Below are 18,261 nucleotides of genomic sequence, written 5' to 3' on the forward strand. Positions count from 1 at the left end.
GCCATGAGCGAAACCAACACATCCGTCGAAATGTTGGAGCCGGTCGAAGACCGCGGCGGCGTCGCGCAGCCGCTGCTGCAGGTCAACGGGCTGACCAAGCACTTCCCTGTACGCGGCGGGCTGTTCGCCGCCAAACGCACCGTGCGCGCCGTTGACAACGTCTCCTTCGCCGTTGCCAAGGGCGAGACCGTCGGCATCGTCGGTGAATCCGGCTGCGGCAAGTCCACCACCGCGCGCCTGCTGATGCATCTGATGCCGCGCGACACCGGCGACATCATCTATGACGGCATGACCGTCGGTCAGTCGCTGTCGCTGCGTGAATTGCGCCGCGGCATGCAGATGGTGTTCCAGGACTCCTACGCTTCTCTCAACCCGCGCCTGACGATCGAGGAATCGATCGCCTTCGGCCCGAAGGTGCACGGCATGGCCGATGGCGCGGCACGCGCATTGGCGCGCGAGCTGCTCGGCAAGGTGGGCTTGCGCCCGGAGAACTTCGCCAACCGCTATCCGCACGAGATCTCCGGCGGCCAGCGCCAGCGCGTGAATATCGCACGCGCGCTGGCGCTGTCGCCGCGACTTGTGATTTTGGACGAAGCGGTCTCCGCGCTCGACAAATCCGTCGAGGCGCAGGTGCTCAACCTGCTCGCTGACCTCAAGCGTGAGTTCGGCCTCACCTATCTGTTCATCAGCCACGACCTCAACGTCGTGCGCTATATCAGTGACCGCGTGCTGGTGATGTATCTCGGCGAAGTCGTCGAGCTCGGCCCGGTCGACCAGGTCTGGGATAGTCCTGCGCATCCCTACACGCGCGCGCTCCTTGCGGCGATGCCGTCGTCCGACCCCGACCGGCGCACCGAGCAGCCGCCGATCACCGGCGATCCGCCCAATCCGATCGACCCGCCCCCGGGCTGCCGCTTCCACACCCGTTGCCCGTTTGCGGAGCCGCTCTGCGCAAATGCGACACCAAAGCTCACCGCGCTCGATAATATGGGCCACGAGGCCGCGTGCTACATGGCGATTCCGGGTTCAGGCCATAGCCGCGCGCCCAGGGAGAAGACCGCATGACGAGACCGACACCGAAAGAGATCAAACCCATCGCGCAAATCGCCGGCGTCCCCGTGGACGACGAGATCGCGACGCGTATCTCCAATTCCATCGGGCCTGCCTTCGAAGGCTTCGCAGTCATTGCCGGCACGCTGCCGTTCGACCTCGAGCCCGCGCTCTATCCGATTGCGCAGACGCAGAAGGTGTCGAAATGAGCGCTGAGCCTGCATTGATGACGCTCACCGAGGTCGCGCGCGCGATCGCGATGAAGCAGCTATCCTCGCAAGAGGTGACGCGCGCGCTGCTGCAGCGCGTCGCGCAGTGGCAGCCGCATCTCAACGCCTTCATGTCGATCGAGGCCGAGGCTGCATTGAAAGCGGCGGAGGCCGCCGATTCCGAGCTCGCCAAGGGCAATGTCCGTGGTCCCCTGCATGGCGTGCCGCTCGCGCACAAGGACATGTATTACGATGCCGGCCACGTCGCGACCTGCGGCTCGCTGATCCGCCGCGATTTCGTGCCGACCGTGACCTCCACGGCGTTGCAGCGGTTGAAGGACGCCGGCCAGGTCCGCCTCGGCACGCTGCATCTGGCCGAATTCGCCTATGGCCCGACCGGGCATAACGCCCATTACGGTCCGGTCCGCAATCCCTGGAACGTCGCGCACATCACCGGCGGCTCGTCGTCGGGCTCCGGCTCGGCGGTGGCCGCGCGGCTGACCTATGCGGCGCTCGGCTCCGACACCGGCGGCTCGATCCGCATGCCCGCGCATTTCTGCGGCGTCACGGGATTGAAGACCACGGTCGGTCGCGTCAGCCGGGCCGGCGCGATGCCGCTATCGCAGTCGCTCGACACCGTCGGCCCTCTCGCCCGCACCGCCGAGGATTGTGCGCTGCTGCTGGCGCTGATGGCCGGCGCGGACCCTGCGGACTCCACCTGCAGCCACGAGCCGCTGTCGGACTATGTCGGCGCGACCAAGGGCTCGCTGAAGGGTCTGAAGATCGGCGTGCCCAGCTCGTTCTATGTCGATGATCTCGACAGCGAGGTCGCGCGCGTGCTGGACGAGACTATCGCCGTGCTCAAGCGCGAGGGCGCCGACATCGTCACGGTTGAGCTGCCGGACCAGCGCCAATTGTCCTCGGCGAGCCAGCTCGTGCTCGCCGCAGAAGCTGCGGCATTCCACAAGCGCTGGATGATCGAGCGTCCGCAGGATTATGGCCCGCAGGTCCTGATGCGGCTGCAGAACGGTCTCGCCGTTCCCGCCATCACTTATCTCGAGGCAATGCGCTGGCGCGGCCCCGCGCTCGCTGCGCACCATGCGGCCACCGCAGGCGTCGATGCGGTGGTCGCACCGGCGTCGCCAGTGCCGGCGCCGACGATCGAAGAGAGCGATGTCGGCGGCGGGCCGAACGCACCGGCCATGGTGCAGCGGCTGACGCTGTTCACCCGCCCGGTCAACTTCCTCGGCCTGCCGTCGCTTACCGTGCCCTCAGGCTTCACGAAGAGCGGCCTGCCGGTCGGCATGCAGCTGATCGGCCGCTCCTTCGACGAAGCGACCTTGCTCACCATCGGCGCCGCCTTCCAGCGCGTCACCGACTATCACGATCGATTGCCGAAACTGCCGTCATGACAAAGCTCGTCGAGATTTCAGGCCTCAACATCCGTTTCACCGGGGAGCGTACGGTTTATGCCGTGAACGATCTCAGTCTCTCGCTGGGTAACAGTGAGGTATTGGGCCTGCTCGGCGAGTCCGGTTCGGGCAAGAGCGTGACACTGCGTGCGCTGATGCGGCTGTTGCCGAAGAAGCGCACGCAGATTTCCGGCGCCGTCAACGTCATGGGCCGCGACGTGCTCGCCATGAACGACGAGGAGCTGTCGTCCTTCCGCGGCCAGACCGTGTCGATGATCTTCCAGGAGCCGGCATTGGCGCTGGATCCGGTCTACACCATCGGTGCGCAGATCGCCGAAAGCGTCGTGCGCCACGAGGGCAAAAGCTACGCTGAGGGCAGGGCACGCGCGCTCGAAATGCTCGAGGTCGTGCGCATTCCCTCCGCAAAACGCCGGCTCGACGCCTATCCGCACGAGATGTCCGGCGGCATGCGTCAGCGTGCCATGATCGCGCTGGCGCTCGCCTGCCGGCCAAAAATCCTGCTCGCGGACGAGCCGACCACCGCGCTCGATGCCACCGTGCAGATCCAGATACTGCTGTTGCTGCGCGAACTGCAGCGCGAGTTCGGCATGTCCGTCATCTTCGTCACCCACGATATCGGCGTCGCCATCGAGATCTGCGACCGTGTCGCGGTGATGTATGCCGGCCAGATCGTGGAGCAGGGCACGCTTCGCGACATCGTCCGCAGCCCGGTGCATCCCTATGCCAAGGGCCTGCTCGCCTCGACGATTCACGGCGCCAAGCGTGGCGCCCGGCTCGAAACCATCCCCGGCACGCCGCCCTCGCTGGCCGAGAAACCCCACAACTGCTCCTTCGCTCCGCGCTGCGCCGTGGCGCAGCCCCGTTGCCTGGAGCAATTGCCTGCCAATGTGCCGGTCGGGCCGGGCCGGGCGGCGCGATGTGTGCTGGCGGAGCAGGCGGCGGCGCTGTCATAATATTCGAGCGGCGCTGCAGCAGCGCTCCTTCCTTTGAAATTCCTCCATGGCAACACCTGGTTGTCACAGTTCACCGGGGACCGCAGGCAAGAGCCGTTCTACTTTGCATGGGGTTGTTTTCGACTTTTTGCCGGAGCGGGTGAAGCGGGTAGCATTCACACCCCATTCATCCCGGTTCCCGTTCCATGCGGCCGTTCATGGAGAGGGACCAGACTTATGTACATTTCCAACGAAGGCCTGCTCGTCATCCTGTTCGTCGGCCTGGTGGCCGGCTGGCTCGCCGGCAAGGTGGTGCGCGGAACGGGGTTCGGGATCATCGGCGACATCGTGGTCGGCATCGCCGGCGCGCTGGTGGCGAGCTTCCTGTTTCCGAAGCTCGGCATTCGCCTCGGCACAGGCCTGGTATCCGAGATCGTCTATTCCGCCATCGGCGCGGTCATCCTGCTGCTGGTGGTGCGGCTGGTGCGGGGCGGCGGCCGTTTCTAGCAACCGCCCGGTTCGATCGATCGGAACTAGCCGCCTCTCCAGGACCGGGGAGGCGGCGGCGGCCACTGCACCAAAAAGCCGCAAAGACTGTGAATTACCGGACTTGCGTGCGGGGCCATCAGGGGTAGATGTGGGCTATCGGGATTTTGGATGAACCCGGCTGCGTTGGACGCAGCGCGAACATGATGTTAATCCGGGGCGAGTATCCTGAATTGCCCGTGAAATCAGGGGCCTTGGCCCCCACCTGAAAGAGATCAGACTGATGGCAGCCGGTCCTGGCGTCCGCCGTTCAGAACTCGGTGACGCCTTGCGCGCTTGTCGCACGGCGTTCGTCGGCGTCGGCTTGATGAGCTGCATGATCAACCTGCTCTATTTGACCGGGTCGATCTTCATGCTGGAGGTGTACGACCGGGTGCTGCCGAGCCGCAGCGTCCCGACCCTGGTCGGCCTGATCATCCTCGCCAGCTTCCTCTACATGGCGCAGGGTGTGCTCGACATGATCCGCAACCGGATCCTGGGGCGGATCGGCACCGCGCTCGATGAAGCCCTCAACAAGCGCGTGTTCGACACCATCGTGCGCCTGCCGCTTCTGGTCGGCAGCCGCAACGAGGGCCTGCAGCCGCTGCGCGATCTCGACAACGTCCGCTCCTTCCTCGGCGGCATGGGCCCGAGCGCGTTCTTCGACCTACCCTGGCTGCCGCTCTATCTCGCCATCTGCTTCGCCTTCCACGTCATGATCGGCGTCACCGCCCTGGCCGGCGCCATTATCCTGGTCGGGCTGACGCTGGTCACCGAGTTCATGTCCCGCCAGCCGGCGCGCGAGGCGATGGGGCTTGCCGCCCAGCGCAACGATCTCGCCCAGGCCAGCCGCCGCAACGCCGAAGTCATGATGGCGATGGGCATGGCCGGCCGGATGAACCAGCGCTGGAGCGAGGCCAACGAAAAATATCTCGCCGGCAATCAGCGCGCGAGCGACGTCGCCGGCGGTCTCGGCGCGGTCGCAAAGGTGCTGCGCATGATGCTGCAATCGGCCGTGCTGGCGGTCGGCGCCTATCTCGTCATCCACCAGGAGGCGACCGCCGGCATCATCATCGCCGGCTCGATCCTGTCCGCCCGCGCGCTCGCGCCGGTCGATCTCGCCATTGCGCACTGGAAATCCTTCGTCGCGGCGCGCCAGAGCTGGCACCGCCTCACGCGCCTCCTGGAGCAGATGCCGGCACAGACGATGCCGACCCAGCTGCAGGCGCCCACGAGCCGGCTCTCGGTCGAAGGCGTCGCCATGGTGCCGCCCGGCGACCAGCGCCTCATCGTGCAGGACATCACCTTCGCGCTCGCCGCGGGCAACGGCCTCGGCGTGATCGGTCCGAGCGGCTCCGGCAAGTCGTCGCTGATCCGCGCGCTGGTCGGGGTCTGGCAGCCGGTGCGCGGCAAGGTGCGGCTCGACGGCGCGGCGCTCGATCAATGGTCGTCCGACATGCTCGGCCGGCACATCGGCTATCTGCCGCAGGACGTCGAATTGTTCGGCGGCACCATCGCCCAGAACATCAGCCGGTTCGATCCCGAGGCGACATCCGAGGGCATCATCGCGGCGGCGAAAGATGCCGGCGTGCACGAGATGATCATCAAGATGCGCGAGGGCTACAACACGCAAGTCGGCGAGCAGGGCACGGCGCTTTCCGCCGGCCAGGCGCAGCGCGTGGCGCTGGCGCGCGCACTCTATGGCAACCCCTTCCTGATCGTGCTCGACGAGCCCAACTCCAACCTCGACACCGAAGGCGACGAGGCGTTGACCCGCGCCGTCCGCGCCGCCCGCGAGCGCGGCGCCATCGTCGTCGTGGTCGCGCACCGCCCGATCGGCGTCGAGGCGGTCGACCAGGTCCTGGTACTGCGCGACGGCCGCATGCAGGCGTTCGGACCCAAGGAGCAGGTGCTCGCCCAGGTTCTGCAGCCGCGTGTGACGCCGCCGGCCCCGATCAAGATCGTCAGCGAAGGCGGAGTTGCCAAGCCATGAGCACGATGGCCATCGGCGGCCCGAAGCCGGCCGCGAACAAGACCGTACGCGAATCCATCAAGTTTCACCTGATCCTCGGCTTCGTGATCGTGCTGGTCCTTGTCGTCGGTCTCGGCGGCTGGGCCTCGACCGTGCTGATCTCGGGTGCGCTGATCGCGCCGGGCCAGATCGTGGTCGAATCCAACGTCAAGAAGGTGCAGCATCCGACCGGCGGCGTGGTCGGCGAGGTGCGCGCCCGCGACGGCGACCTGGTCAAGGCCGGCGACATCGTGGTGCGGCTCGACGACACCGTCACCAAGGCCAACCTTGCCATCGTCACCAAGAATCTCGACGCCGCGCAGGCACGTGCCGCGCGCTTGCAGGCGGAGCAGCGCGGGGTCGACAGGATCGAATTTCCGCCATCCCTGCTCGAGCGGGCCAGCGATCCCGACGTCAAGCTGCTGCTCTCCGCCGAAACCAAGCTGTTCGACGTCCGTGTCAATGGCCGCACCGGACAGAAGGCCCAGCTTCGCGAGCGGATCACGCAGCTCAACGAGGAGATCGCGGGCCTCAGCGCCCAGGAGAAGGCCAAGGATCAGGAGATCGCGCTGGTGCAGAACGAGCTCACCGGCGTGCGCGAGCTCTACGACAAGCGTCTGGTGCAGATATCGCGCCTGACCCAGCTCGAACGCGACTCGGCCCGTCTCAACGGCGAACGCGCGCAATACATCGCTTCGCGCGCCCAGGCCAAGGGCAAGATCACCGAGACCGAGCTGCAGATCATCCAGGTCGACAAGGACGTTGTGAGCGAGGTCTCCAAGGATCTGCGCGAGACCAACGACAAGATCGGCGAGCTGATCGAGCGCAAGGTCGCCGCCGAAGACCAGCTTCGCCGCATCGACATCCGCGCGCCGCAGGACGGCATGGTGCTGCAATCCACGGTGCACACGGTCGGCGGCGTCATCACCGCCGGCGACGCGCTCATGCTGATCGTGCCGCAAGCCGACGATCTCCAGGTCGAGGCCAAGGTCAATCCGATCGACATCGACAAGCTCCAGATCGGCCAGAAGACGCTGCTGCGCCTCTCCGCCTTCAATCAACGCACCACGCCGGAGCTCAACGGCCTCGTCAGCCGTGTCTCACCCGACGTCACCACCGACCAGCGCACCGGCCAGAGCTACTACACCATCCGCGTCTCGATGCCGGCCGAGGAGATCGCCCGTCTCGGCGAGGTCAAGATGATCCCGGGCATGCCGGTGGAAGCCTTCGTCCAGACCGGCGACCGCACCATGCTGTCCTATCTGATGAAGCCGCTGCACGACCAGCTGATGCGGGCGTTCCGGGAGAAGTGACGCGCGAAAGCGCGTCATCCCGGAGCGCGCTTAGCGCGCATCCGGGATCTCGTGCGGCACACGCGGTCTCGTAGGGTGGGCAAAGGCGCAACGCGCCGTGCCCACCATCTTTCCCACGAACAAGTTGGTGGGCACGCTTCCGCCTTCGCTCTTCGAGCTACGGCGGACAAGTCGCTTTGCCCACCCTACGGCACCGCCTTCTTTGCTATAGTTCGACTCAAAGCCCCAGCAACCCGGCGGTCGAACAATGCAATCCCCATCCTCCATCGCCACCGAATCCTTCTCCGACGCCTCCCTCGCCGTCGCGCGGCTCGAAGAGATCTATGAGCGCAACACCAAGTTCCTGCGCGACCGGTTCGAGGCCTATGTCGGCGGCGAAGCGATCACGACGCGGGTGCGCGCCTATTATCCCTTCGTCCGCCTCACCACCGCGACGCATGCGCGGCTGGATTCGCGTCTCGCCTACGGCTTCGTCGCCGGGCCCGGCGTGCATGAAACCAGCGTGACGCGGCCGGATTTGTTCCGGAGGTACCTTATCGAGCAGATCGGCCTCCTGATCCAGAATCACGGCGTGCCCGTCGAGATCGGCGAGTCCGCCGAGCCGATCCCGATCCACTTCGCCTATCGCCGCGACATCAACATCGAAGCTGCGATCACCACGAGCGAGAATTCCCCTGTCGCGCGATCGCTGCGCGACGCCTTCGACGTGCCCGATCTCGCCACCATGGACGATTCGATTGCCGACGGCACCTTCGAGCTACGGCCCGGCGCGCCCGAGCCGCTGTCGCTGTTCCGTGCTGCCCGCGTCGATTACTCGCTGCGCCGGCTCTATCACTACACCGGCACCGACCCCGAACATTTCCAGAATTTTGTCATTTTCACCAACTACCAGTTCTATGTCGACGCCTTCGCGCAGCTCTGTCAGCAGCGGCTCCAGTCCGGCGAGGCCGGCCTTGAAGCCTTTGTCGCGCCGGGAAATGTCATCACGCGCAGCGGCGGCGCAACCGGTGGCGTTGCGCCCGCGCGCATGCCGCAGATGCCGGCCTTCCACTTGGTCATGCCGGACTACCGCGGCATCACGCTGATCAACATCGGCACTGGTCCGTCCAACGCACGCAACGTCACCGACCATGTAGCGGTGCTGCGCCCGCATGCCTGGCTGATGCTCGGCCATTGCGCGGGCCTGCGCAACACGCAGCGGCTCGGCGATTACGTGCTCGCGCACGGCTATGTGCGCGAGGACCATGTGCTCGATCGCGAGCTGCCATTGTGGGTCCCGATCCCCGCGTTGGCCGAGATGCAGGTCGCGCTGGAAGAGGCGGTTGAGGACGTTACCGGCCTCGAAGGTTTCGAGCTCAAGCGCCTGATGCGCACGGGGACGGTGGCAAGCGTCGACAACCGCAATTGGGAGATCTCCGGGCCCGAGGTGATCCGACGCATGTCGCAGTCGCGCGCGGTCGCGCTCGATATGGAATCGGCCGCGATCGCCGCCAACGGCTATCGCTTCCGCGTTCCCTACGGCACGCTGCTCTGCGTCTCCGACAAGCCGCTGCACGGCGAGATCAAGCTCGCGGGCATGGCCAGCGAATTCTACCGCCGCCGCGTCGGCCAGCATCTCGAGATCGGCCTGAAGGCGCTGGAACGGCTCAAGCAGCAGGAATCGGAGCGGCTGCATTCGCGAAAGCTGCGCAGCTTTGCCGAGGTGGCCTTCCAGTAAAGGACACTGGAACTGTCGTACGCATGCTGACGCCTCCGTGAGCGCAGCGTCCCGGAATATTGCCGCCGAGGCAGGGTTATCAATTGGTCCGGGGCCGCTTGAAACACAGGAGGCAGACATGAGCGCAGCGATGATCAGGCGCGTCGTGTTGGGTACGTTCGCGGCAGCCCTATTGTGCTCGCCGGCATTTGCCGCGGGCGGAGGCGGCGGTGGCGGAGGCGGGGGCGGCGCCAGTTCCACGGATCCGTACGCCGGCGCTTATTCGGATCAGAAGTTGCAGCCGACCTATCCGAAGCGCCCGGGCGCCAAGGCAACCCAGAAAGGCAAGAAGCCGAACAATCAGTCCAGCATCGGCGATCCCGCATTCGCGGCCGGCTACCGCGTGGCCTATGACACGATCTACGAGCGCAACGACTACGCGGCCGCGATCGCGCAATTGAAGTCGCTCGGGCATGACGATCATCCGAATGTCGCCAACCTCATCGGCTACTCCTATCGCAAGCTCGGCGACTACGAGCAATCGCAGGTCTGGTATGAGCGCGCATTGAAGGCCGATCCGAACCACGTGCTGACGTGGCAATATTACGGGCTGTGGCAGCTCGAGCGGGGCAATCGCGAGCAGGCGCTTTATCATTTGAGCCGGATTGCCTCCATCTGCGGGACCGGTTGCGAGGAGTATCGGTCGCTGGCCGCGGCGCTCGACAGGCCGACCGGCACGGCGCTCGTCTACTGAAGCTGGAGAGCAGCCGGTTCGTGGAGCCGCTGCTGATGGGCGTCGGATGACCGCCACGTCCTTCGGCGCGGATAGTGACAAGGCGTCAGATTTTCAGCATTGTCCCGTTCGGGGGCGCGAACGGGACAATTGGATGCCGCTGACGCGCGACAAGATCATCGGCCATGACCTCGAACGGCTGGCCTTTCGCTTTACCATGCTGAGCGGCGACGAGGTCGTGCAGTGCCAGATCAGCGACGCCGCGATGGACGAGCTCGCGGGCATGCAGGGCACCGAAAGCAGCGCGCGGCAGGCGCAGTTCTTGTCGTTGCGCGAGACCATCGAGCGGATCGCGTCAGATCTCTACGACGAAGCACCGCGATTCCAGGGATATGTGGTGCGGATCTTCATGAGGCATTTGGGGCGGTGATGCCACATACTCCGGTGTCATCGCCCGCGCAGGCGGGCGATCCAGTACTCCGAGACAGTTGTGATTAAATCGATGGGCCGCGGCGTACTGGATGCCCCGCTTCCGCGGGGCATGACAGCGGTATCTGCGGCGAGACTATTCTTACTCATTCGAGAAGCAGCTCACCGCTCCAATTTCCTCAACAACAGCCTCAGCGCCGTCGCCGCGAACATTTGCATGTTGCCGAGCCGGTCGTTGTTGCCGGTCTCCAGCGTCATGACCTCCGCCACAGGTCCGCTCACCGCCATGCAGCTATGACCTGCAGCGTCGCCGTAGCGGTTGCCGGTGGGGCCGGCTGCGCCGGTCTCGGACAGGCCCCAGTCGCTGCCAAAGCGCGTTCGCATCTGCTCCGCCAGCAGTTGCGCATAGGGCTCCGACGAGGAGCGAAAGCCCTTCATGCCTTCGTCCGAAATATCCATCAGCACGCGCCGGGCATCGCGGGTGTAGACGACCGCGCCGCCGAGGAAATAGGCGGACGCGCCGGGCACCGCGAGCAGGCTGGCCGCGATCAGGCCGCCGGTCGAAGATTCCGCGACAGCAATGGTCTGTTTGCGCGCGATCAGTTTGGCTGCGACCTGTTCCGCAATGCCGACGAGCTCTTTCATTCCGCAACCCCTCATTCCTTCGCAACCGAGCTCAGCCTTCCTAGCATATGACAGGACGCTTGGCTGAGTTGCGGGCGACGGGCAGGCCTGCTTGAATGGCGGGTACAAGAAGAGACATGCGAGGGAACGTGAGAAGGGAGACGTCATGGCGTCCCTGATCGCCGGCGGGGTGGATTGCGACGTGCATCCGGCCGTGCCGCATCTGACCAGCCTGCTGCCGTACCTGAACGACTATTGGCGCGATCAGGTGACGACGCGCGGCATGGTCGACCTTATCTCGCAATCCTATCCTCAGAGTTCACCGATTACGGCGCGGCCAGACTGGCGCCCCGAAAGCGGAAAACCCGGCGAAAGCCTGGAGGACATGCAGCGCCATGTGCTCGATGCTTTTAAGCTCGAACATGCCATCTGCAATCCGCTCTACGGCGTGCAGATGGTGTTTTCGGAAGATTTGCAGGCCGCCTTCTGCCGCGCGCTGAACGACTGGCTGGTGAAGGAGTGGCTCGATCGCGACAAGAGGCTGCGCGGCTCGATCGTGATCCCGACGCAAAGCGTCGAGAAGGCCGTAGCAGAAATCGAGCGCTGCGCGCAGGACAAGCGCTTCGTCCAGGTGCTGATGCTGGTGATGGGCTACACGCCGCTCGGCAAGCGCGCGCTGTGGCCGATCTATGAAGCCGCGGAACGGCTGGAACTACCCGTCGGCATTCACGCGGGTTCCGCCTATCACAATCCGCCGACCGCCGTGGGATGGGGTTCCTACCACATCGAGGATTATGTGGGGCAGGCCCAGGCGTTCCAGACCCAGCTCACCAGTCTGATCGTCGAGGGCGTGTTCGCCAAATATCCGCGCCTGAAAATGGTGATGCTGGAATCCGGCGTCTCCTGGATCTCTCCCTATCTCTGGCGCCTGCACAAGTTCTGGCGCGGGGTGCGGATGGAGACGCCTTGGGTCGACCGCGCGCCGCTGGATATTGTGCGCAGCAACATCCGTTTCTCCTTACAGCCATTTGATGCGCCGCCAGACGAGGCGACATTAATTCGCCTGTTTGATCATATGCAGTCCGACGAATTGGTCCTATTCTCCACGGACTATCCGCACTGGCAGTTCGACGGCCAGGACGCGCTGCCCGAAGGTCTCACCCCCGATCTCGTGCGCAAGATTATGATCGAAAATCCACATGCGACCTATCCCGGCCTGAAATGAGCCCGCTGCCAAAGGAGGCAAGGCGATGAATATCCAATTCCGCGAGAGCCAAGAAGCCGCTTCCCCACTGACCGTCAAAACCGCGATCGCGGACTGCGACATCCATCCGGCACGCGCCACCCGCACCGAGCTTTATCCCTATCTCGCCAAACGTTGGCAGCATCATCTCGAAGTCTACGGCGTCCATGCCTATCAGGGCATGATGGAAGGCCCGCCCTATCCGAAGGCCCAGCCCAACGCCTCGCGCCGCGATGCCTATCCGCCCGAAGGCGGCCCGCAGGGCTCCTCGCTGTCCTTCATGCAGAAGCAGCTGCTCGATCCCAACAACGTGCAGCTGGGCGTGCTCAATCCGCTCAACACCGGGCAGGGCATCCGCAATCACGAACTCTCGGCCGCTTTGTGTTCGGCGATCAACGACTGGCAGATCGACAAATGGACCAGCAAGGACAAGCGGCTCAAAGCCTCGATCGTCGTCGGCAATGAGGACGGGCTATCGGCCGCCGCCGAAATCCGCGAGCGCGCCGGCGACAAGAACTTCGTGCAGGTGCTGCTGCTCAGCCGCAATGTCGAGCCGCTCGGCCAGCGCCGTTACTGGCCGATCTACCAGGCCGCGGAGGAAGCCGGCCTTCCCGTCGGCGTCCACGCCTTCGGCTTCGGCGGCAATCCGATTACGCCGTCGGGCTGGCCGTCCTATTATATCGAGGAGATGGTGGGTCACTCGCAATGCCAGCAATCGGCGCTGGCCAGTCTTGTTTTGGAAGGCGTGTTCGAGCGCTTCCCGAAACTGAAGATGGTGATGATCGAGGCTGGCTTCGGCTGGGCGCCGTCGCTGGCCTGGCGGCTCGACAAGACCTGGCAGCGCCTGCGCAGCGAGGTGCCGCATGTGAAGCGGCCGCCGTCGGAATATATTCGCGAGCAGGTGTGGTGGACCACGCAGCCGATGGAGGATCCTGAAAGCCGCGAGGATCTGTTCGACGTCATCAACTGGATCGGCTGGGATCGCCTGTTGTTCGCCACTGACTATCCGCATTGGGACTATGACGAGCCCTCCCGCGTCTTGCCTCCAGGCGTCAGCGAGGCCAATCGCGAGGCGTTCTATCTCGGCAATGCGCGCGCACTGTACGGGATTGGTTGATGGCGCGGCATGTGATCGCGCCGGTCGATGAACTGCCGCCGGGGACGCGAAAATTTCTGGAGATCGACGGGCGGCCGATTGCGGTCTTCAACATCAAAGGTGAATATTTCGGCCTGATGAACCGTTGCCCGCATCAGGGCGCGGCGCTGTGCGAGGGCCCGCTGATTGGTCTTGCGCAGTCGAAGGAGCCCGGCGAAATCGAATACACCAGGCTCGGCGAGATCATCCGCTGCCCCTGGCACGGCTGGGAGTTCGACATCCGCACCGGCCAGTCCTATTGCGATCCCCGCCGCTTCCGCGTGAAGGCCTATCCGGCCCATGTCGAGCCGGGCGCGAGCGTGGTGAAGGGGCCATATGTGGCCGAGACGATCCCGGTGAAAGTCGAGAGCGATTACGTGGTGGTGGAGCTGTAGCCCCTTTTCTTTACCCTCCCCTGGAGGGGCAGGGTAAGAGGCGGCGATGATCGAAGCGACCATCAACGCCCCGCCACAGGCTCGGCCACCGCATCATATGTCGGCACCGCCTTGCCGCCGCCGCGGTACACCGTCGAGGCCGCGATGATGCCGAGCAGTGCAGCGAGCATCAGCCAGAAGCCGGGCGAGGCCTTGTCGCCGGTATGCTCGATCAGCAAGGTCGAGGCGAACGGCGTGAAGGTGCCGAACAGGGCGGCGGCGAGCGCGAAGGCGAGCGAGAAGCAGGTGGTGCGCACATGCGCCGGCACGATCTCGACCAGCGCGCCCAGCATGGTGCCGCTGTAGACGCCGAAATAGAACGAGAACATCATCTCGACCGCGAGCAGCTTGCCGAAGCTCGGCGCCGTCACCAGCCAGTGCAGCGCCGGGTAGGCGGTGACGAGCGACATGCAGGCGATCGCGATCAGCACCGGCTTGCGGCCGATCCGGTCGGACAGCGCGCCGCCGACCGGGTTCCAGAAGAAGTTGGTCACGGCGACGAGCAACGTGACCAGCAACGCGTCCTGCGTCGACAGCTTCAGCACGGTCTTGCCGAAGGTCGGCGTGTAGACGGTGACGAAGTAGAACGTCGTCGTGGTCAGGATCGCGATCATCATGCCGAGGATGACGATACGCCAGTTGGCGAGCGCGGAGGCGAACACCTCGCTGGCCGTCGGATGCTTTTTCATGGCGAGGAAGGCAGGCGTCTCCTCCAGCGTCTGCCGCAGGACAAAGATCAGGGGGATGATCAGGCAGCCCACGAAGAAGGGAATGCGCCAGCCCCAGGCGGCGACGGTGTCGGCCGGCATCACCTCCGAAAGGATGTAGCCGAGGATCGAGGCGACGAAGATCGCGACCTGCTGGCTCGACGACTGGAACGAGGTGTAGAAACCTCGATTGCCCGGGGTGGAGATCTCCGAGAGATAGACCGACACGCCGCCGAGCTCGACGCCGGCGGAGAAGCCCTGCAGCAGACGTCCGACCAGCACGATGATGGGCGCGGCGATGCCGATGGTCGCATAGCTCGGGCAGAATGCGATGACGACGGTGCCGAAGGCCATGATGGCGAGCGTGACGATCAGGCCCTGGCGGCGGCCGATGCGGTCGATGTAAGCGCCGAGCACGATCGCGCCGACCGGCCGCATCAACGCGCCGAGCCAGAACACGCCGAAGGTGTTGAGCAGCGATGCGGTCTCATCAGAGGAGGGGAAGAACGCCTTGCCGATCGCGGCGGCATAGAAGCCGAACAGGAAGAAGTCGAACTGCTCGAGAAAATTGCCTGACGTGGCGCGCAGGATGGCGCCGATGCGCGATTTGATCGCGGGTGGATTGGTCGATGCGGCTGGTCCAGCCATGGCGTTGCTCCCTTTGGAAAGGTCTGGCCGGACCGGGAAATCATCCCACGGCAAGGCGACAGAGGCTGCGACAATCTGCCACGCCTCTTCCCGCGCGAGGCTGGGCGAGTCAATCCGTTTTGCGGAGGAAGCTGCTGATTTTTCAGGCTTTATTTTGCGTTGCAGCAATCAGCCATTGGCGGAATGCGGTCAGCTTCGGTGCTTCGCGGCGCCCCTCGGGCGCGACCAGGTAGAAGCCGGCGTCGGCCGGCAGCGCGATCTTGAAGGGCACCACGAGGCGGCCCTTGGCGATGTCGTCCTGGACGTAGGAGGTCCGTCCCATCGCGACGCCAATGCCGTCGATCGCGGCCTGGATGGTCATGAAGATCATGTCGAAGGTGATACCGGGGTGCCTCGCGATGTCGGCCGGCAGGCCTGCCGCGGTCAGCCAAAGCCGCCAATCGTCGCTGTTGGCGCTTGAGGTGTGCAGCAGCGGATGGTTTCCCAGGTCTTCGGGCCGGCGCAGTGGCTTGTCGCCACGCAATAGCGACGGACTGCACACCGGAAACAGCTCATCCGCCATCAGCCAGTCGGCGCGCAGGCCCGGCCATTGGCCGCGGCCGTAGCGGATCGCGGCATCGACATTGTCGCGTTGGAAGTCGACGAAGCTGGTCGAGGTGGTGATACGAACGTCGATGCCGGGATGCTGCTCCTGGAAATCCGTCAGTCGCGGCAACAGCCATTTTGCGGCGAGCGAGGCCAGCGTCGAGACCGTCAGCACCTTGTCGTCGTCCTTGCGCAGCAACCGGTCGGTCGCAAGCCGGAGATCGTTGAAGGCAGCGCGGACGCCGGGGAGGTAGTCGCGCGCCTCCGGGGTCAGGGCCAGCGCACGGTTCTGCCGGATGAACAGGCGGATGCCGAGCTCCTCCTCAAGCCTTCGGATCTGATGGCTGATCGCGGTCTGCGTCACGTTCAGCTCGGCCGCCGCCAGCGTGAAGCTGAGATGGCGCGCGGCGGCCTCAAACGCCCGCAATCCGTTCAGGGACGGCAATCTGGCAGTCATTTGGCAGCAGGATACATGACGTTAATTCATGCGAAAAGGTACAAATTGTCGTTTGTCGCACTGCACCAGGAAGCAGATATTAGCGGTCAACTTAGCTCCAGGAGCTGAAAATGTCTACTTTGACTGACAATTCGATGACAAATCATCATGCGCCCGGCCTGGTCCAGCAGATCGGCGAGACCCTCCACGTCTGGCACGAGCGCTACCGTAACAGGCGCGAACTCACCCAATGGACCGCGCGCGACCTTCAGGACGTCGGGTTGTCCTGGAGTGACATCGCCTACGAGGCCGACAAACCCTTCTGGCGGGCCTGATTGGCCGCCAGGCCGGCGCCGCCTGACTGTGGGGCGCCGGCGGTCACTTTTGTCCCGAGCATGTGTCATGACCGCTCTTCGCCTGGAAGATCTGAAGCAATATTCGGACACGCTGCGCACCCGGCAGGGTGAGGCGCTCAATGTGCGCTTCGTCGAGCCGCGCGATACCGACGAGCTTCAGCACTATTTCCGCTCCCTCTCGACCCGCTCCCGCTACAACCGTTTCTTCGGCGCGATCAGCGAGCTGCCGAACGGACTGCTGCACGACTTCCTTCAGATCGGCGAGCGCGAACGTTTCACCGTGGTCGCGACCATGATGGTCGACGGCTTCGAGACCATCGTCGCCGAGGCGCGCTATGCGCTGCAGGCCGAAACCGCGGCGCTTGAATTCGGCCTGTCGGTCCATGATTGCTGGCAGGGCCATGGCATCGCCACGGCGCTTTTGAAGAATCTCGAATGCCGCGCCGCCGCGCTTGGCGCCGAGCACATCTTTGGCGACACGCTGCGCTCCAACGAGGCCATGGTCTCGCTCGCCCGCAAATCCGGTTTCGCCTTCAACCACCCTGATGATTGGAAGCTGGTGCGCTTCGACAAGGAGATCAGTGTCGCAGCAAAGGATATTCCCTGCGCGAGCTGGCGCCTTGCCGCCCTTTCCCGTCAGGCCGAAAGCCCCTCAGCCTCGGTTTGACATCACTGCAAGCCCGGCCTGGCATAGCCAGAGCCGGGCGTTTTTTTGCTTGCAGATCCGTCATCCTGAGGTGCGAGACGCGCGGCGCAACGCGACGCGCGGGGAGCCTCGAAGGATGAGCGGCCCCTCTGCATCCCCGGTGTCGGACTTCGCGCAGCAACAGTCGGGCCGTCGCCCTTCGAGGGCCGCTGAAGAAGCGGCCACCTCAGGGTGAAGGTCATAGATCTTCGAACGCTGCTACTTTCCCGTGAACACCGCTTTCCGCTTCTCGATGAACGCCTGCACTGCCTCCTTGTGATCGGCGGTCGTGGTCAAGCGGATCAGCCGTTCGGCTTCGTGGTCGCGCGCGGTTTCGAAGTCGAACAGCACGGCTTCGTCGAGATTATCCTTCATGTAGCGCAGCGCGAGGCGCGGGCCTTCGGCGAGCGATTTGGCCAGCGCGAAGGCCTCGGCTTGCAATTTGTCATCGGGCACGACGCGGTTGACGAGGCCGATGGCCTCCGCGCGCGCGGCATCGACACGGTCGCCGGTGAACATCAGCTCGCGCGCCCGTGCGGTGCCGACGAGGCGGGTGAGCAGCCAGGCGATGCCGTAATCACCGCTCAGTGCGATGCGGGCATAGCCGGTGGCGACGAAGGCCGATTGCGCAGCGATGCGGATATCACAGGCCATGGCGATGGCGAGTCCGGCGCCGACCGCGGGGCCGGGCAGGGCGGCGATGGTCGGCTTGCGCACCGACACCAGCGCGCCGGTGAGCAGCCGTTGCCGTTCCTGCAGATCGGCGATGCGATCTTCCAGCGGCATCTCGAGCTTTGCCTTGTCGCGATGGGCGCCCATGCCCTTGACGTTGCCGCCGGCGCAGAACGCTTCGCCCGCGCCGGTGATCAGCAGCGCGCCGACGCCGGGGTTCTCGCCGCAGCCGCGGATCATCGTGCGCAGCGCCGGTGTCAGCGTATCCGACAGCGAATTGCGCGCGTCCGGCCGGTTCAGCGTGATGACAGCGACGCGGTCGCGGATGACGCAGAGGAGCTCGTTGGTGCCGGTGTCGATGGTGGTTTCGCTGCTCATTATTCCTCCCCACTCTCGTAGGGTGGG

19 protein-coding genes are annotated in these 18,261 nt (G+C 64.9%); 15 read left to right on the plus strand and 4 right to left on the minus strand.

All coding sequences use genetic code 11. The annotated features are described in order from the left end of the window. The first annotated feature begins 3 nt into the window (after positions 1 to 3). The 10 genes from GGD67_RS29925 to GGD67_RS29970 all read left to right on the plus strand — a co-directional run bounded on the left by GGD67_RS29925 (position 4) and on the right by GGD67_RS29970 (position 10,332). Positions 4 to 1,065 (plus strand): ABC transporter ATP-binding protein, encoded by a 1,062-nt coding sequence (locus GGD67_RS29925; RefSeq protein WP_018321358.1) that lies wholly within the window; start codon positions 4 to 6, stop codon positions 1,063 to 1,065. Further along, positions 1,062 to 1,259, plus strand: coding sequence for a hypothetical protein (locus GGD67_RS29930; protein ID WP_179737919.1), 198 nt, complete (start codon positions 1,062 to 1,064; stop codon positions 1,257 to 1,259). The genes GGD67_RS29925 and GGD67_RS29930 overlap by 4 nt, the downstream gene beginning before the upstream one ends. Further along, complete coding sequence (locus GGD67_RS29935; RefSeq protein ID WP_092254207.1) at positions 1,256 to 2,671, plus strand: amidase; 1,416 nt, start codon at positions 1,256 to 1,258, stop codon at positions 2,669 to 2,671. Before GGD67_RS29930 ends, GGD67_RS29935 begins: the two co-directional genes overlap by 4 nt. Next, a complete protein-coding gene (locus tag GGD67_RS29940; RefSeq protein WP_018321361.1) occupies positions 2,668 to 3,645 on the plus strand; it encodes an ABC transporter ATP-binding protein in 978 nt (325 codons plus the stop codon). Before GGD67_RS29935 ends, GGD67_RS29940 begins: the two co-directional genes overlap by 4 nt. A gap of 216 nt (positions 3,646 to 3,861) precedes the next feature. Continuing rightward, a complete protein-coding gene (locus GGD67_RS29945; protein WP_018321362.1) occupies positions 3,862 to 4,131 on the plus strand; it encodes a GlsB/YeaQ/YmgE family stress response membrane protein in 270 nt (89 codons plus the stop codon). Between the two features lie 262 nt (positions 4,132 to 4,393). Further along, positions 4,394 to 6,142, plus strand: coding sequence for a type I secretion system permease/ATPase (locus GGD67_RS29950; protein WP_179737921.1), 1,749 nt, complete (start codon positions 4,394 to 4,396; stop codon positions 6,140 to 6,142). Further along, a complete protein-coding gene (locus GGD67_RS29955) occupies positions 6,139 to 7,473 on the plus strand; it encodes an HlyD family type I secretion periplasmic adaptor subunit (RefSeq protein WP_179737923.1) in 1,335 nt (444 codons plus the stop codon). The genes GGD67_RS29950 and GGD67_RS29955 overlap by 4 nt, the downstream gene beginning before the upstream one ends. 247 nt (positions 7,474 to 7,720) lie before the next feature. Further along, a complete protein-coding gene (locus GGD67_RS29960) occupies positions 7,721 to 9,190 on the plus strand; it encodes an AMP nucleosidase (protein ID WP_179737925.1) in 1,470 nt (489 codons plus the stop codon). Positions 9,191 to 9,308: 118 nt separating this feature from the next. Then, a complete protein-coding gene (locus tag GGD67_RS29965; RefSeq protein ID WP_179737927.1) occupies positions 9,309 to 9,923 on the plus strand; it encodes a lipopolysaccharide assembly protein LapB in 615 nt (204 codons plus the stop codon). A gap of 133 nt (positions 9,924 to 10,056) precedes the next feature. Next, a complete protein-coding gene (locus tag GGD67_RS29970) occupies positions 10,057 to 10,332 on the plus strand; it encodes a DUF1488 family protein (protein WP_020508771.1) in 276 nt (91 codons plus the stop codon). A 161-nt stretch (positions 10,333 to 10,493) separates the two neighbouring features. On the opposite strand, the gene GGD67_RS29975 is transcribed toward GGD67_RS29970, so the two are convergent. Then, positions 10,494 to 10,976, minus strand: a complete 483-nt coding sequence (locus GGD67_RS29975; RefSeq protein ID WP_179737929.1) for a CinA family protein — start codon at positions 10,974 to 10,976, stop codon at positions 10,494 to 10,496. A 145-nt stretch (positions 10,977 to 11,121) separates the two neighbouring features. On the opposite strand from GGD67_RS29975, the gene GGD67_RS29980 reads away from it, so the two are divergent. From GGD67_RS29980 to GGD67_RS29990, 3 genes are read left to right on the plus strand one after another with little or no spacing between them, the layout of a single operon-like run. Further along, on the plus strand, positions 11,122 to 12,180 hold the full coding sequence (locus GGD67_RS29980; protein WP_179737931.1) for an amidohydrolase family protein: 1,059 nt from the start codon (positions 11,122 to 11,124) through the stop codon (positions 12,178 to 12,180). Between the two features lie 25 nt (positions 12,181 to 12,205). After that, positions 12,206 to 13,315: an amidohydrolase family protein gene (locus GGD67_RS29985; protein ID WP_018321370.1), complete on the plus strand. Its 1,110-nt coding sequence runs from the start codon at positions 12,206 to 12,208 to the stop codon at positions 13,313 to 13,315. Continuing rightward, a complete protein-coding gene (locus tag GGD67_RS29990) occupies positions 13,315 to 13,728 on the plus strand; it encodes a Rieske (2Fe-2S) protein (protein WP_018321371.1) in 414 nt (137 codons plus the stop codon). Before GGD67_RS29985 ends, GGD67_RS29990 begins: the two co-directional genes overlap by 1 nt. Positions 13,729 to 13,790: 62 nt before the next feature. On the opposite strand, the gene GGD67_RS29995 is transcribed toward GGD67_RS29990, so the two are convergent. Further along, positions 13,791 to 15,122, minus strand: coding sequence for an MFS transporter (locus tag GGD67_RS29995; RefSeq protein WP_179737933.1), 1,332 nt, complete (start codon positions 15,120 to 15,122; stop codon positions 13,791 to 13,793). 142 nt (positions 15,123 to 15,264) lie between these two features. Beyond that, positions 15,265 to 16,164: a transcriptional regulator GcvA gene (locus tag GGD67_RS30000; protein WP_018321373.1), complete on the minus strand. Its 900-nt coding sequence runs from the start codon at positions 16,162 to 16,164 to the stop codon at positions 15,265 to 15,267. 110 nt (positions 16,165 to 16,274) lie between these two features. Here GGD67_RS30000 and GGD67_RS30005 point away from each other — a divergent pair, with 110 nt between their 5' ends. Continuing rightward, a complete protein-coding gene (locus tag GGD67_RS30005) occupies positions 16,275 to 16,478 on the plus strand; it encodes a DUF1127 domain-containing protein (RefSeq protein ID WP_018321374.1) in 204 nt (67 codons plus the stop codon). 67 nt (positions 16,479 to 16,545) lie between these two features. Beyond that, positions 16,546 to 17,166 carry a GNAT family N-acetyltransferase gene (locus tag GGD67_RS30010; RefSeq protein WP_179737935.1) on the plus strand — a complete coding sequence of 207 codons (621 nt, stop codon included), beginning with the start codon at positions 16,546 to 16,548 and terminating at the stop codon, positions 17,164 to 17,166. A 237-nt stretch (positions 17,167 to 17,403) separates the two neighbouring features. On the opposite strand, the gene GGD67_RS30015 is transcribed toward GGD67_RS30010, so the two are convergent. Beyond that, positions 17,404 to 18,234 (minus strand): enoyl-CoA hydratase, encoded by an 831-nt coding sequence (locus GGD67_RS30015; RefSeq protein ID WP_179737937.1) that lies wholly within the window; start codon positions 18,232 to 18,234, stop codon positions 17,404 to 17,406. Positions 18,235 to 18,261: the final 27 nt, after the last annotated feature.

It is taken from the genome of Bradyrhizobium sp. IAR9 (assembly GCF_013408065.1).
In the GTDB taxonomy this organism is placed as follows: domain Bacteria; phylum Pseudomonadota; class Alphaproteobacteria; order Rhizobiales; family Xanthobacteraceae; genus Bradyrhizobium.

What these genes read in the sequence shown, in the direction of transcription:
- GGD67_RS29925 (WP_018321358.1), top strand. Translation starts at nt 4, where the DNA reads ATGAGCGAAACCAACACATCCGTCGAAATGTTGGAGCCGGTCGAAGAC.
- GGD67_RS29930 (WP_179737919.1), top strand. Translation starts at nt 1,062, where the DNA reads ATGACGAGACCGACACCGAAAGAGATCAAACCCATCGCGCAAATCGCC.
- GGD67_RS29935 (WP_092254207.1), top strand. Translation starts at nt 1,256, where the DNA reads ATGAGCGCTGAGCCTGCATTGATGACGCTCACCGAGGTCGCGCGCGCG.
- GGD67_RS29940 (WP_018321361.1), top strand. Translation starts at nt 2,668, where the DNA reads ATGACAAAGCTCGTCGAGATTTCAGGCCTCAACATCCGTTTCACCGGG.
- GGD67_RS29945 (WP_018321362.1), top strand. Translation starts at nt 3,862, where the DNA reads ATGTACATTTCCAACGAAGGCCTGCTCGTCATCCTGTTCGTCGGCCTG.
- GGD67_RS29950 (WP_179737921.1), top strand. Translation starts at nt 4,394, where the DNA reads ATGGCAGCCGGTCCTGGCGTCCGCCGTTCAGAACTCGGTGACGCCTTG.
- GGD67_RS29955 (WP_179737923.1), top strand. Translation starts at nt 6,139, where the DNA reads ATGAGCACGATGGCCATCGGCGGCCCGAAGCCGGCCGCGAACAAGACC.
- GGD67_RS29960 (WP_179737925.1), top strand. Translation starts at nt 7,721, where the DNA reads ATGCAATCCCCATCCTCCATCGCCACCGAATCCTTCTCCGACGCCTCC.
- GGD67_RS29965 (WP_179737927.1), top strand. Translation starts at nt 9,309, where the DNA reads ATGAGCGCAGCGATGATCAGGCGCGTCGTGTTGGGTACGTTCGCGGCA.
- GGD67_RS29970 (WP_020508771.1), top strand. Translation starts at nt 10,057, where the DNA reads ATGCCGCTGACGCGCGACAAGATCATCGGCCATGACCTCGAACGGCTG.
- GGD67_RS29975 (WP_179737929.1), bottom strand. Translation starts at nt 10,976, where the DNA reads ATGAAAGAGCTCGTCGGCATTGCGGAACAGGTCGCAGCCAAACTGATC.
- GGD67_RS29980 (WP_179737931.1), top strand. Translation starts at nt 11,122, where the DNA reads ATGGCGTCCCTGATCGCCGGCGGGGTGGATTGCGACGTGCATCCGGCC.
- GGD67_RS29985 (WP_018321370.1), top strand. Translation starts at nt 12,206, where the DNA reads ATGAATATCCAATTCCGCGAGAGCCAAGAAGCCGCTTCCCCACTGACC.
- GGD67_RS29990 (WP_018321371.1), top strand. Translation starts at nt 13,315, where the DNA reads ATGGCGCGGCATGTGATCGCGCCGGTCGATGAACTGCCGCCGGGGACG.
- GGD67_RS29995 (WP_179737933.1), bottom strand. Translation starts at nt 15,122, where the DNA reads ATGGCTGGACCAGCCGCATCGACCAATCCACCCGCGATCAAATCGCGC.
- GGD67_RS30000 (WP_018321373.1), bottom strand. Translation starts at nt 16,164, where the DNA reads ATGACTGCCAGATTGCCGTCCCTGAACGGATTGCGGGCGTTTGAGGCC.
- GGD67_RS30005 (WP_018321374.1), top strand. Translation starts at nt 16,275, where the DNA reads ATGTCTACTTTGACTGACAATTCGATGACAAATCATCATGCGCCCGGC.
- GGD67_RS30010 (WP_179737935.1), top strand. Translation starts at nt 16,546, where the DNA reads ATGACCGCTCTTCGCCTGGAAGATCTGAAGCAATATTCGGACACGCTG.
- GGD67_RS30015 (WP_179737937.1), bottom strand. Translation starts at nt 18,234, where the DNA reads ATGAGCAGCGAAACCACCATCGACACCGGCACCAACGAGCTCCTCTGC.